The organism is Kluyvera georgiana ATCC 51603 (genome assembly GCF_001654985.1).
Classification (GTDB): Bacteria; Pseudomonadota; Gammaproteobacteria; order Enterobacterales; family Enterobacteriaceae; genus Kluyvera; species Kluyvera georgiana.
In genome coordinates, this window is record NZ_LXEU01000066.1 from 115,196 (window position 1) to 130,298 (window position 15,103).

6 protein-coding genes are annotated in these 15,103 nt (G+C 51.7%); all 6 read right to left on the reverse strand.

The features are described from left to right. Nucleotides 1-2 precede the first annotated feature (2 nt). Genes dpdJ through dpdE form a run of 6 tightly spaced genes read right to left on the reverse strand, consistent with a single transcriptional unit; the run spans nt 3 to nt 14,940 of the window. On the reverse strand, nt 3-4,439 hold the full coding sequence (gene dpdJ / locus M989_RS16470; RefSeq protein ID WP_064547007.1) for a protein DpdJ: 4,437 nt from the start codon (nt 4,437-4,439) through the stop codon (nt 3-5). A 3-nt stretch (nt 4,440-4,442) separates the two neighbouring features. Beyond that, complete coding sequence (locus M989_RS16475; RefSeq protein WP_047053965.1) at nt 4,443-5,291, reverse strand: hypothetical protein; 849 nt, start codon at nt 5,289-5,291, stop codon at nt 4,443-4,445. Beyond that, nucleotides 5,288-8,494: a protein DpdH gene (gene dpdH / locus M989_RS16480; RefSeq protein ID WP_064547009.1), complete on the reverse strand. Its 3,207-nt coding sequence runs from the start codon at nt 8,492-8,494 to the stop codon at nt 5,288-5,290. The genes M989_RS16475 and dpdH overlap by 4 nt, the downstream gene beginning before the upstream one ends. Then, nucleotides 8,491-9,366 (reverse strand): protein DpdG, encoded by an 876-nt coding sequence (gene dpdG, locus M989_RS16485; protein WP_061891884.1) that lies wholly within the window; start codon nt 9,364-9,366, stop codon nt 8,491-8,493. Before dpdG ends, dpdH begins: the two co-directional genes overlap by 4 nt. Beyond that, the gene (dpdF, locus tag M989_RS16490; protein WP_064547011.1) at nt 9,353-11,833 is read right to left on the reverse strand and encodes a protein DpdF; all 2,481 of its coding nucleotides are present in this window, start codon (nt 11,831-11,833) and stop codon (nt 9,353-9,355) included. Before dpdF ends, dpdG begins: the two co-directional genes overlap by 14 nt. After that, a complete protein-coding gene (gene dpdE, locus M989_RS16495; RefSeq protein WP_064547013.1) occupies nt 11,833-14,940 on the reverse strand; it encodes a protein DpdE in 3,108 nt (1,035 codons plus the stop codon). The genes dpdF and dpdE overlap by 1 nt, the downstream gene beginning before the upstream one ends. Nucleotides 14,941-15,103: the final 163 nt, after the last annotated feature.

The following is a 15,103-nucleotide window of genomic DNA, read 5'->3' on the forward strand; positions in this document are numbered from 1 at the left end:
CCTTACAGCAGCGCTTCGGCCAGTTCAATACGTAACACTAGATTGCCATCCTGATAATCCACGGCGGATTCGCGGGGATAAAGATGCAAACCAAAGTACTCAATCGGGGTCACCTGCACCAGAGAGATCACTTCCACAATACGATGGCGGGCCTCGCGCGGGATATGCAGTTCTGCAAAGCCGTGTTGGGTAATGGCGTGATGTAACTGCGCTAACCAGTCGTTCTCGCTGATGCTGATGCTGCACGCCGTCTGTTGAAACAGTGAGCTTAGCAGCAGTCGTTCAGTCAGGTTGTTACCGGACTTAAACGGATTGTAATAGCTGAGAACCGACTGACGGATGGCATTGCCGCGCTGCCAGAGCATTCCCTGAATTTTGCAAAAGCGCTCAAAAACTTTAATCACACTGGCGTCAGGCAGTTCTTGCGTCGCTTGGGTATGGGCAAAAATATTCAGAGCGATTTCGTATCCGGCTTTGTCTTCCAGTTCCCGCCATGCGTTGAGATATGCAAGCATCTGCGCATCATGTGATGCCTGGCTGCCCGGACGTAGTACCCGTGTGTGCAACACCGACATAAAACTGTGACTGAGTGCAAATCCCTGCGCCTTCAACAGCGCTCTGAGGTGGGCGTTAGCCTCACGGCGCTGCGGATGGCTGCTGGCCTTACGTATCGCATTTAAGGCCTCCTGGAGCTCGCTGGAAGAGGGGAGCCGCGAAAGCATTTCGAACAGGTCGTAGTCGATCTGCTCGTAATCGCTGGCGGCAAAACTACGCATAAACAGATTCAGTACGGAGACCGGATCCTGATGAAAAACGTCTTCCAGACGGGTAATGATGCCACAGTCGCCGGGTTCTGATTCGGTCAGCCAGATGTCCAGTACTTCGTCGTTGAGTTCGGTATCCACCACCAGACCGCGTTCATCGACATCCGGCAGCAACAGGTGGCTGGTTTGTTTGACCGCTCCGGCAAGGGTCGTTGTCAGCAGATGCTGTAGCCAGTCCTGAAAATCGACATCATCACTGAGATCCTGAGTCAGGATCGCGCTGTGCCTGTCCACCATTTCCAGAATGTCGGTCTCTTTAAACAGGTTGCGCAAATGTTGCTGCAGTTCCTGGCTTTCGGCGTCGTCTTCACCATCCTCGCTATTTTCAAAGATATTCTCTGCCTGGAAGAGTGTGTCCGCGATATCAGTCAGTCGACGTCGGCCGTCCGGGGTTTTTAATTCCGCGATAGAGTCTGCCAGAGACGACTGTGTGGCCAATTCCCGCGTAACCGCCGCTAGGTAGCACTCGTAGATCCAGTCAGCGGTGAACGTGTCATATTCGAAGCGTGGTTCATGTTTGATCCGATGCTGGAAATAGAGCGTTCGCAGTGCGCGCTGAATGGCCGGGTCATGCCGGAGGCGTTGCAGCAGAGTGGGCGGCAGCGTAAATCTGAGCCGGGCGCCATCCACCCACTGCCGCACGCCAACCCCGACAGGCTCGCCATTGTCGACCCACCTGAAGTTCACATGCGCCTGTTGCTTGGTTTTATTGCGTAATGAGGCTGTTGCGTGGGTGGCGTAACGCGTGACGTCGAGAGGTGTCATGTTCTGGTGGGTAAAGAACGTAATGGAGCGGAGGGTGTCCGTCCACGGGCCGGCAGGAATGGGGAGCGGATCGGCCTGATCGTCTGGGTTAAACCGGGTATGCCAGTACAGTTGCGAGTTGCTTTTCTCGGTGAGATTTTGCTCGAATCGCAGCGCGCGCGTAAGCACCTGCATCGGGCGAATGACCCTAATAGGGGGCTGACCTTCATACTCAATGATACACTCGGGCTGCCAGGTATCGCCGAAAGCCTGCTCAATTTCAAAATCAACATCCGAAACGCAATTCATCGCCGGAACAAAGTTGTTCGGGATAAGCCAGTCTGCTTCATTGTCGGAGTAAACGGCATAGCGCTTGGAAATGCGCCCCGGCGCAAACTCTTTCAGACCCTGAATAAAGGGCAAATGTTCACGTTTCTTGAACTTCCGCTCGAGATGGATCTCCAGTTCCGGCAGATTAAGTTCACTGAATAGCGCTGAAGGAATAAAGGCCGGCAGCGGGGAACGTCCCGTCGAACGGTCTGCCTCCGGTTGGCCCATCCGCGACCATTGGGTGGTGAGTTGTCGTTTTAATGTCGGCAGCAACTCCATCATGATCGAACGGGGCGGCGACCACAGTACACGCTGAAGTTGCTCGTCAGTGATGCGCAGCGCGTAGAACAGATACTTTTCCAACTCCTGCTGCCACGCATGTTGTTCGATCACGGCGGTAATCAGGTGGAACATACGATCAAGATGGTCAAGAGACTCTCGCTTTGTCTGCGGTTTATTCAGCAATGACCAGATATTACTTCCGGGGATCTTCATGCTCAGCCAGTCAAGTGTCGCCATTGCCGCCTGCATTTTCTGGATATGAATGTTGCCCATCGGCAACGACTGTCCTTTTATCTCTGGATTAATGAGCTCTTCATAGCGTTGATAAACGACGCGGTCGCGGCCAAATTCGGACAGGACTGCGACCATCCACGGACGCATAGTTCTTGAACGACCGGCACGCCCTTTACGCTGCAAATAGGAGGCAACGTTACGTGGCGCTTTATGCTGAATAACCATGCCAACTGAGGGGTCGTTAAAGCCCACCTCCAGCGACGCGGTTGCAATTACCACTTCCGCTCTAGGATCGACCCCGACGTCCTGACTGGACGTTCGGGCAACGATGGCCCGGTCATTTTCGTCAAGTGGGTGACCAATATCCTGCGCGATACGCCAGTTCTGTCCTGCCAGAGTCAGCGTATGGCTGTTTTGCGGTGTTTCCAGACGCTGAGCGGCCAGCGGCGGTTTCGCAACGTATAAGTTTTGACCACGTGACCGCCAGCCTTCGGCGTCACACAGTTGATGATAAAGTCGGTTATTGATATCCAGATCGTCGGTGAAGACGAAGGTTTTTTGCCCCCATGTCCCGCGTGATTTTTTCCTTTTCGTATCCAGAATACGCCGGGCGAGCATGCTGGTCTGGATAGTAGTAGACAGCAGGGCGGTTTGCGAGACCGGATCACCGCGTAATGCCAGCAGATATTCAGCCCCTTCATCTTCCATTTCGTGGAGCTTCGGTTCGATAAGAGCCACATGTTTTTTATGCGCGCCTACCAGATCGGCGAAGAAACGTTCGGCGTCACTTAGCGTTGCCGACAGCCCGACAAAATGGGGGCGGCTGCGTGCAAGTTGCATCCAGCGTCGCAGCAGATAGGCTGTCTGCGCACCGGTATTCCCCACATAGGTGTGTACTTCATCCAGCAGGACTACCGGCGGCGGTGTTACGCCGATGCCAACGCCAAATAGGTGATTCGTTTGGTTATTCCCGAGGTGCTGATTGAGCATTTCGGTGGTAGTAAACAGGATGTCAGGCGGGTTTTTCATCAGCGAGACGCGGGTCAGGATCACTTCGTCACTGTCTACGCTGTGATCGCAGTGGCTACAACGAAGAATCTCTCTTTTCGCTTTGATATCTTCTGCTTTCCAGTGCATTTGCCCCGGACATTTCGGCGTGGTGCAACGGAGTAAATCAAAGGGCATATCCTTGTCTTTATCTTTCGTTGCGTATTGATGGTTGAACGGGGTGTCACCGAAAAAAGAACCAATACGGATCTTGCGTCCTGCCAGTGCTAGGGCCTGACTGTCGAGTTCACGACATTTGCCCCAGGTTTCCATGAACTGATCTTTAAGCAGTTCTTTACGCGGATACAGTGCCAGCGTCCTGACCCGCTGTGCGTTGTCGCGCTGAATATCATTGAGGAGCGAGGTGAGTGCCGGGAGATAGAACGCCAGCGTTTTACCACTCCCCGTACCGGCACAGACAATGGTCCCGGTGGCTTCTTTCGCGTGAGCATGATGACTATGAAAGTGCCAGGCGCGCAAAATACGTTCGGTTGAGCGTTCCTGAAAGCCGGCAATGGAAAAGTCGCCGATCAGTCGGGAAAGCGCCTTGCGTTTAATCTCGTTCATCCACGGGACGTCGACCCATTTGCTCAGCACCGTTTGCGCCGGAAGTTCCCGCTTCGGATAGTTGCGCGGGCGACGGACGAAACGGTAGTCGGCGACAAGCGTCCGGGCTCGCTGAAGCGGTTGATCGCGGAACCATTGACGCTGGTGGCGGAACAGGTAGACCGATTCCGCCATACGCGTGCGGTAGCGCGTCCCCCCTTTGCTGGTCGGGACGCTGAAGAGCATGGCAGCATTCTGCAGTTCTGCCAGTAACGACTCTGCATCTTCGTAGGGCAGGTGCCGGGTAAAGAGTGAGATGATATCGGCATGGGTAAATGCGCCATCCGTATCCCCCCAGACCAGCAGTTCCGCTTCCCGCTCTTCGAGCAGGTCCAGCGCCTGGTGCAAGTGGGACAAATCAGCCGTAGACATAAACTATTTCCTTGTGATCACGAACTCATCCAGCATCTCTTCATCCCTTAACCACTCAAGCACCTCGGGCGTCAGGGCACTTAACGTCGGGCGGAGACTCTGCGGGCCATTAATGCTATTGAAAAATGCTTGCACCACGTCAGGCCAGTCTGTTTTCATCATGCCGCGCAGGGAATACAGTTTTTCGGCGAGCGCTTTGATTTGGTGAATCTTTTCACCGCTAACTGGTTGGCACTGCGTTAAGTTTTCGAAATCCTGACGTCGACGCTCATAGTCGGAGGCGATATCGTCAAATTTGTTCGCATTTTTTTGGAAATTCAGTGTCTTGTCATCGACATGAACCTGCTGATGTAACTCTTCCAACCATGCATCCCAGGCATCTTTTAGTTCTTTGCTCAGGTCCTTGTGTAGGGTGCCGAGTTGGCTGACGCAATGGGTCAAGGAATCATTCTGGATGATGTCGTAAGCGGTAGGTTCCTCTGAAGCGGCCAGCGTCTCATCTAGAGAGTTCTGTGGCGACTCTTCCTGATCTACAAGGTTTTCTTCCTCGCCGGGATTGTTTACCGACTGGTTTTTCAGCCAGCGTCCCCACTGTAACTTGAGACTTTTGACGCTGTTCGCGGCAGCGATCAGTTCGCTACGCTGCTCGTCATTCCAGGTAACCGCAATGCCCCGCGGGAGTTGTTGCTGGGCTGGATATTGCTGTTTAAGCAATGCAAACTTATCGGCAATGGTGTTAGTTTTGCTGCACACCAGATTACATTTATCGATGATTTGTGAGGCCTTACCAGCCTGAACGCTAAGATCGAGTTCTTTTTGCATTTCAGCCAGTTGTTGGCGCAAGGTGGTCATTGATCGGCTCCAGAGGCGATGATATCGCTCACAAGTGTTTTCAGACGGTCATTCACTTTATTCAGAGCAAGAGTCAGTTGCTGGATATCCCCTTTGGCGTTCATCTGCTGGAGTGTGAACGCGATCTTGGGTTGTACCAGTTGCCATTGCGCAAGTACGCTGCTGATTCTTGAAACGTAGTCACCGTCAAGTCGACAGATCTCCAGCCACAATTTCGCACTATCTTTCTGTTTTTCAATGGAAAGTAACGCAATTAAAGTCGCCAGACTCTCCTCGGCGTCGGTTCTGAGGGCTTCAATTTCACCCAGCAGCCACGAAGATGGTTTGTACTGAGCGCTGCCTGTGGGATAGTGCTCGGTCCGCACAGTCTCAATAAACGTCTGCCAGTCGTTCAGTTGGCTGAGGAAATCGTCGCTATCTTTAATGTTGGCAAAGAGATGAACATTTTTTAGCGTGCTGGCAAGTTCCTGTTTGACGGAGAGCGCCGCACGTTCAATTTCCGCACCAAGCGGCTGTTTTAACACTGTTTTCAGCGCGGAATATATTACATCGGCATCCAGCGCACGACTGCTGCCCAAGCCTGAGCCTTGCTCAGTGATGGCAACCTGTTCAAGCCACGCTTTTCTGGCATCATCCCATCCTACGAGCGCCTGCGCCCTGGCTTCGGCGACTCTGGCGCTGGCGTGCGGATGCAGGGTCGCCTCAATCCCTCTGAAACAGATCTCGGAAGGAGAGGTCGTCAGCGTTCGACCGGTACTTTTCCCTTCGGTTCTCCCGACACCTTTCTGGGTGAGGCATAGGGTATTGACGATCTCCGCCGGTTCTTCTTTACCCGTCACCAGGCCAAGCAGCAGAGCTTTTTGCAGATGCTTTTTAAGCGCATCCTGTAAGTTACGCGCCCGGAAGTGATTAATGGCGCTTTCCGTAGCCTGCGGCACCCACCACTGGATGAAGTTTTGATAGCGAGTGTAGTCTTCCTGCGCCTCTGGATAATTAAAGCCTTGCTTTAAACCGGCGTAATACTGGATACGTAACAGGGCTACCGCAGCGTTATACACATCTACCCGTCGGGAAGGATCGGTCAGGTCCTGCTCAGAGTAAAAGTTCGTAATAATGCTTGAGGGGTCAGACGCCGCTTTTGGCAGTGAAATCAACGTAAAACGACCTTCTTTCAGCGGTGGCCGAGAAGACATACCGAACAACTCTGGCTGTGCATGAATTTCATAACAGGCGTTCAGTGCCGCACGCAAATCACGGGCAACATCCTGCGGCAGAATGACATTGTCATTCACCCATGCACGGACCGCCCTGATAAAGGGTAGTTCGGATTTGGCAGTGTATTTTGCCTCTTCTTTCGGTTTGAATTCCGGATTGTCAATCTTTTTACCCGCCGGCGTACTGCCTGTTTTGCCCGCCGTTTCGTGTGCGTTCTTTGTTGCTGGTTCCGCCGACTCCATGATGGGACCTTTGCCATTCAGTTGCGCTGCTAGTTGATCGAGGCCAAAGGCACTCGCAACGCTGCCCGGCAGTTTTTCGCGTAGTTCATCAAATGAATCAATGCCATATCCCCAGATGGCGGCAAGCGTCACCGAACTGCCAACCCGGTTGACAACTATCTGTGAAATCTTGTCTTCGATCTCGGGAACGGCATGAATTCCAGCGAAATTTGCTGGCGGGAACTGTGTTTTTTCCGCTTCTATTCTGCAATCGCGCAGAATATCTAACAGGATGCGGTTAATGATTGTACGCGGGTTAAAAATCAACTCGCCGCTGCTGTCGCGGCAATGCTTATCCGCCAATGCCAAAATGGCATTGCGGTTATACGGGAAGAGCGGGAATTTCTTATTGGCAGAATAACCAAAATCTTCTAGTGCATTGGGGATCTCATCACTGTGCCAGACAGGTGGCCACTGGGGCTTACCTTGCTCAGGACTGTTTTTTAACTCCTCTGATCCAAAGCGTGCGGCGTTCAGATAGCGACCACAGAGCGAGACAATACGATCTTCGTTATTGTCTTTATCGACGTTCTCGATGACCCACTCGTAGCCAGCACGCGTGATTAACGTTTCCTGGCGGCGTTTATAGCCGGGATAATTGTCGGTGACTGCAATCACTGAGTGGACAGGGCAGAGAATTTGCACGCCGCCAGGTGCCGCTTCTTCGATCAGGCTGTCGATCAGGACATCTTCAATGGCGGAGATCGCCGCCATATCTTCTACCAGAATCACCAGACGGCGATTAAGTCGCAGAAACTCCTTGCGGATTTCCTGAAAAAGCTCCTGAAAAGATCCTCCATTGAAGGTGAACAGGCGCTTGAAGAGTGATTTCAGCGAGGTATGCATGGCTTCATTGAGCACGCGCGCTGCACGGGTACGCGCCTCCACTTGGTCTGACTCATGCAGTTGAGAATGGTTAAGATAGCGGCGTGCACGCGCGGACAGATCGTCAGGCTCAAAGACAAAATAGAGATCTTCCGGAAGAAGTTCATATTTATCATGATCTTCTTCTCCTTCTTCCAGACCACTACTCATCCGACTGGCAAGTTTGAAAATACAGTGGCCCGGCTTCAGAAGATTCTGTTTGAAGTTGGGGTCGGTGATCAGATCACAGATACCGTTTTCCACCTCTTCAATGATGGCTTCCATATAGGCGAGTCGGTCTGCTGGAATGTCTTTACCTTGTGCCAGCAGCGTTTGACCTTCTTCCATGACCGCTTTTTGCATGTCCTGCAACTGATGGGCCATCATGGTCAACAGTAGATCTGCCAGATCTTTCGCCGGATACTGTTCTGTTACTTCATTAACGCGCATGCGTGCGTTGTCGAAAAATTCCCCCGTCAAGTTTTTCAGGATGCGTAAAAGCACCTGTCGTAGACTGGAGTTTTTGGGTATCCGGACAATTTCCCATTGCTCGCTCTGGTCGTTTTCCGCCAGGTACATGTTGAACCGGCAGTCTAACCAGCGCACCAGATGTGATTTCCCCATCCCCGAGCGGCCAATCAGTGGGATGGCGCGCTCCGTATGAAGTAACTGCTGGAACAGGTCTTCGTCACGTAATATTTTATGATTTTCATTGACGTCGCGTCGGGTCAGTAGCATCGGTTCATGCACGGCCAGAAGCACATGATCCTCTAATTCTTCTGCTTCATTGCGAATGCATTGGACGATATTTTTCCTGGATGGCCAGTACTCCATCATGCTCATTCTGCATCCTCCCTTAGCGTGATTTGGCTAACCCGGCGAATTTTACCGCCAGGTAAGTGGAGTGATAAGGCGTCTTTATCATCACTGCCGATGGCGAGGATAATGCGCTTACTGATTTCAAGTCGTTGCAGCGCAACGGATGTGCTGGTGCAGATATTGTCACCTTCCGGCGCGACCCAGTCTTTTTCCTGCTGCATCACGTCATGAACGGAGTTTCTGAACTGGCCCCCGTCCATCATTGGCATGACCTCCGCCATGTTTGCCATAAAGATTTTGGCGGGAAGGGTACGCGTATCGTCAAAGATCTCCGGCAGAAAATATTGAATGGCCCGGGTAGGGTCGGTGACATAATTTCCGTCCGGCATTAACTCGAGAAAACCGAGAAAACGACCAAATTCTCTCACTAGTTTTTCGGTGTTGGTATTGATGGTTTCGCCGGGTAACCATTTATGCACTTTGTTGGTGATGATCGTAGGGGAGAGAGGTTCCAGGCCCCCGAGCGAGTGTTGCTGAAGGCTCAACAGGCAACTCAGTACCCGCCACAGCGGTTCGCATTCATTCCCACTGGCAACGCCGTTTTCACGACAAGCATCAATCGTACAGGCAAGCAACCGATGCGCCAACGGACGCACATCTGCTTCAAGCGGTAACATCTTTCCGTCGAGCATCGGCCAGAGTCCCAGATTGCACCAGAAGCTCAGGTTCTCTTTTAATTTTCCCCATGCGTTATCGTTAGTGGGCAGGTTATCAGGACGATAGCGGGCGAGCAGCGTGTCCTGAGACAACGGTTCCTGTGCGCTTTGCAGAACGCGTTCAATCAAAGGAAGCAGTATCAGGCCGCTTCCTGGGTTTGCGTTGTTAATTATTGACATGTTGTAGTTGCCTGATAAAAGTGTCCAGCGACAGCGCATTAGCGGCGCTTGCACACCATGTTCGATGTGGGAACTGAGGATCGGCGAGATGCTCAGGTGCAATAATAATTCGCTCAAAGCGCGTCATGGGTAGGTCTGGGAACGCATTGGCCGTGTTAGGGATGATCACGATCTCTGGTCCATCCGATGCAGGTGCTGTCATTTTCTGTGCGCTCCAGAAATGCGAAAGCGAATCCAGGTTGTTCTCTAGTTGCAGGAACACTGGCCTGTCTGCACGAATAAACACGTATTCGCCAGAGGTGATCAGCGACCGCAACGTCACACGAAGTTCCATCAACAACGAATGTAACTCCATATTTTCGTTGTAATAAACTTTCTTTTCCGCACCTACGAAGAGTGCTTTTTTCTTCGGCTCGGAGCGTAAAATTTGTACATCTGTGCCCACGGTGGGCGAAAACGCTCCTTTCCCTTTCTGACGACATCCCGGACAACCTCCACAGGTTAACTCGGGAGGATGGCTCTGATATTCATAGAATTTCTGCAGAATTTTACACAGTGGTTTGCCAGGATCCTCCAACCACATTTCCATTACCGTAAAGGCTGCCCGGCGGTTATTCAACTCGGACTGGCGGATCTTCTCCACATGGGTGTTCCAGTGCGCTTCTGAATAATGCGCATCGTCACAGTGACGGATATGAACGTGGTTATAGTAGCTTTCGAACCATTCAATCAGTTGCGTGTTGTTGTCATCCAGATTATCTCGCAGGTCGTCAGGAATTTTCGGATCAGCAAAGACCAGTTTGATAAGTCCGGCTCTTTGCATTAACAGCAATGTCCGACGGTTCCAGGCTTCGTTTTTATCGCCTTGGTGATCAATATGAACGGGCTTGGTGTTCAGTGAAATCATGTAGTCAGCGATCGGGCTTTTCTTACGATCGTCAAACATTGCTTTCCAGCGGGCAAAACCTTTTTCTACGCCAATCAGCGTCTCAACGGCCAGCGATTTTGCCGTTTTCATTTGCGCCTTATGCCATACCAGATGCACCTGGCAGGATCTGCCGTCACGCCCAGAACGCCCGCAGTCCTGGTAATAGCGGTCGATATTTTCCGGAATGGCAGCATGAATGATGCTGCGGATTTCCTTTTTATTCATCCCTACCCCAAAGGCAGAGGTAGCGACCATGATATCGAGCTGGTCATTTTTCCATTTTGAAATCAATTTCTTGCGATTGTTTGTGTCAATTTGACCGTGGAACATGCCGGTTCGCCAGTAGCCCAGTTCGTTCAGACGGGCAGACCACATTTCCGCATCTGTGCGGGTAGTGCAATACAAAATCAGCGGGCGGGGTAAGGTCATCAGAAGCTGTTCGACCCGCTGACGATGCGCGTTTTCATTTGCCTCATGATGCACAAAATATTCCGGCTCCGGGCGTAGGAAATTAGCTGACACTTCAATCAGTTCGCTGTTTTCATCATGGAACTGCTCGACCAGAATGTCCCGGGTGCTTTTGCTGTAAGTCGCCGAAAGTAGCAGCGTACGAAAACGGCATTTTCCTAGGGCTTTCAGTGAGCGAATCATAGGGGCAATCAGCTGAAAGTCAGGGCGGAACTCTGCGCCCCATTGATCGATCAAATGCGCTTCGTCGATGACGATCGCGCCAATCATATTCAGTCTGGAAAGCTCAAACAGCACCGGAACCAAAGAAGAGCGAACGGATTCCGGGGAACAGAAGAGCACACGCTGTGTCCCCGCTTTGATTCTTTCCTTAATTGCCTGACGCGAGGGCTGATCTTGTCCTCCGATCCAAGCATAACTTCCACCATGATCTTGGTCGGTGCCGCGAAGCAGTTTTTGCATGTCGTCAGCCTGCTCAATTGCGAGGGCGACGGTGGGGACGATCACCAGCGTGAGGGTGTTTGTCGGTGCGCTGAGCGCCTGGAGTTGGGTGAGCAGACTTTTACCGCAACTGGTGGGCAGATTCACCAGCAATGTACAGTTATTATCAGACGTTAGCAGCGTCCGGATGGCGGCCTGTTGACCGAATCCCTGATAGTGAGTCAGCCAGGGCTCCTCGGGTAACAGGCGCTTCAGTGCCGGATCGGTCTCGGGGCGCAGCAAGTTCCTGCGGATCTTACGCTGATAGGTGGCTCTGGTCAGCGCCAGGTCCGCCTCTTCAGCCAGTTGAATTTGTTGCGCGGCAGGCGACTTTGTCATGCCCCACTCAGGCGCCGGAGCGTCGGTCAGTTCCGGCGGCAGGGGTAGCCATGGCGCGCTAATACCACTTGCGTGAGCGGCACGTAACGCATCGGCGTAGCCGGCAAAAATGTCACCATGACCTGCCGAGGCATCGGTGATGATCTGAATCAGTCTGTTCAGAAACTGATTTTCGATACCGTCCTTAAAGGTGACCCCTTGACTAAAACAGGTGGTTAGCGCCTGCTGCAGGCGTGACCATTCCTCTTCCATCAGACGATTTCCTCCAGTAGATTTCTGCTGCACACCACCACGGCTTTGACGGCCATTAACTGGAGTCTGGCTTGTTCGCCGAAGGTTGCCTGTTGTTGTTCCCGGTCACTGGCATAGACTCGTTCCACCATCTCTTTCCAGGTGTCCGGTGAGACAAGCTCTTCAATTTCTTGCCAGAGATTAGGGCGCAGATTCATATCTGCATAGAATTTCTGCGATGTTTCATGTTTGGCGTACTCGCTATTGAGCAGTTCCAGCAACTGCGGATTAGTCACCGGTGTACCCTTAGAGGACAGCCAGTGTTGCACAATACGCGGCGGGTACAACTCGTCTGCGATACGGCGTTGGGCGTAGGTGTCCTGCGTCTGGCGATGGGTGACAAGCCAGGTAGACTGGAAGAAGTAATTGGGCTCATTCAATGGCTTTGGGAGCACCCGCAGTACCGCCATGGAACTGCCCCGGGCATCTTGGTTTAACAGTTGCCAGATCGTATCGACAAATGGCTGCCCATAACGCAGCGGATAAACGGTTGTTCCGTCGATCGCCGGAATGCGTTCAGCGCTCATCAGATGCGTTGACGGTGGGTTACCCCCTTCTTTATCGAAGCTGAGCATGCAGGTGGTGAGAAAGGTTTTAAAATCGACCAGCGTCCCTGTGCTGCGGTCAGAGAGTTCGAACTGAAACTTGATACCTTTTTCTGCGGTGCCGGTGGCGCGAAAACGCAGTGCACGCGTGATCCAACTTGTCAGCGCATTACACTGCGCTACTGCAAGATGATCGTCAGCGCTTATCTGTTGCGCAAAAATCGCCGCCTCTGCAATCTCGTCATCCATCGCCAGCAGCTTTTCCTGCATGTTAATTTTATGCGTTTCGTTGGCCAGAATGCCCTGTTCGCCAGGGAATTCGCTGGCAATACGTTCAAGGGCCACCGGACCTTCTTGGTAGACATTTTGCCACGCATTTTCCAGATAATCGTCGAGGACGAACTGGAGGCTGGCGATGGTGTTATTAAATACGCCAATGCTGTCTTTCAGAATACTGGCCCACACGTTGCGTAATCCGCGGTCGGCGTGATTTTTCAGGATCAGACTCTGGACGGGTTTTACGCCTTTCAGGTTTGCACTGTACCTGTTCAGACGACCAAGGCGCTGTTCAATACGGCTACAAGAGCGCGGTAAACCGTAGTGAACGGCCAGTCGCAGACCCCCATGGAGATTCAGACCATCTTCGCCGCTTTTATCGCAGATCAGGATCCGAATGGGGCTGCCGGATTTCAGGTACATCAGGGGTTGACCCGGCTGATAGCGCTCCAGGGGGTACTCCAGCAGCAGTTCGAGCTTTATTGCCAAGTGCTGGGCAAGATCCGGACGATCGCAAAAGACGATGGCTTTTCCTGTTGAATTCTTTTGCAGCCACTCATTCAGGGTGATGGCAAGCTTGTTATCAATGGCCTGAAGTTCATTTTTTGCAGTTGAAACAATGTGTTCTAACAGATCTCGTTCTTCCTGAGTGCGTTCCGCTTCACCCAAATGTACTTTAGCGCGTTGCATGACACAGAGTGGGCTGGATAGGAGATCGTCAATCCAGAAGAGGTACGTGTCTTCACTCATTGCCCACTGCGTATTCTGCGGTAGTAAAGATAATGAACGATACTCATCAATCAGTTCGTCTAACGCTAACCCATCGCAATACCAGCGGCACTCCGCTGCTCCATTTAGCCCTGGAAACAGAAGGTTTAGGTTGAGGTTTTTCGTTTCATCGAAGCTGAGTGAAACCTGACGGCGGTTACGCAACAGTCGATGATGAATGCGATAGTTTTCCCCTAGGTGCCGACGAATATCCCGGATCCTTTCTTCACGCTCCTGGGTATTGGGGGAGAACGTCCCAATAAGCGGGATGAGTTGCTGGCAGAGTGTCATCAGAACAGTATCTTCTGGGAACTGCTGCTGCAGTGTTTCCAGATTACGGCGTAAGCTGACGTTTGAGACGGAAGGTACTAACCCCGAGAAGATCCCGCCGAGGTTTTCACGATTTTTGACCAGTTCGGTAAAGTCTTGCAGATGGGTCTCATCCACTTGGTAGGCTTCGGGATTAATACAGTGCAGCATCGACAAGAAGTTCCTTTCATGCCCATGCAGAGGGGTCCCCGTGAGTAACAGAACGTAGTGGGCTTTCCGGCAACCCTTAGCGATCAGGTTGAAGTCATAACGTTCATCTTTATCTCCTGACCACGGCCAGGAGGCAATCTGGTGGACCTCATCGACCGCGATAAGTGAAGGGGTGAATCCCCGTTCAATCAGGGTACAGGCATCGCAATGGGTGCAAATCACGATGCCTTCTGTGACCTCATTTTGTCGCAAACCTGCGAGGGCCGTAGAGGCATCAATAATAAGTTGTTTCAGTTGAAAGCGTTCACCCAGTTCTTCCCGCCACTGGTTAACGAGCGGTGCCGGAACCGCAATAAGCATGCTGACGTGGCCAGTTGCTTCTAACGCGTGTTCACGGACGACCATTCCGGCTTCGATGGTTTTCCCCAGACCAACCTCATCGGCCAGAATATACTTGGGGTTTTTATCCTGAAGCACACGGCGTACCACAGCCAATTGGTGGGGTTCGAGTTCAACGGCACTACTGGAAATGGACGCCATCGCGCGGCATGCAGCGCGTTGCTGGATGTAGGTTTCAATAAAGGACTGTCGAAGAGGAAAAAAAAACGGCGCGTCATTTGCTTGTAAGGCAAGAAAGTCAGCAGGGTTTACTGGAGTATCATAGGCTTTGTTGAGAACAAAGATTTTATCAATCGGGAGCGTTGCATATTCTTCTTCACGAAAAATGACCAGGAAATCACCATTAGGTCTAGATCCTCCAAAGCGTGCGCGTGCCCAGCGCTGACTTTGAGGTTCAAGGCAATAAATTACAGCCTCTTCGGGCGGTATTGTTAGTGATAATTTATCCCGGTTTACTTCAATTTGACGTGCATAAGGTTGCGCAGGAGACTCAAAAAAAGCAACTGTTGCGAAATTTGAATCGATATTGACGCTGACGATTTTGCCAGTACCCTCAAAATGCTCAGAGACCACCAGTGACCCGATTGGTAGTATGTTCATCCTCTTAGTCCTTAATAGAAGATTGCATTCTTTATCTAGAAAAAACAGTATGTTATTTTTTTTGGGTTGAAATTCACCCAAATCTGAATGATGTTATGTGCGGTTGCTATAAATACATGAATATGAATAGGATACTAAGATAAAATTCATACTCAAGTGAAAA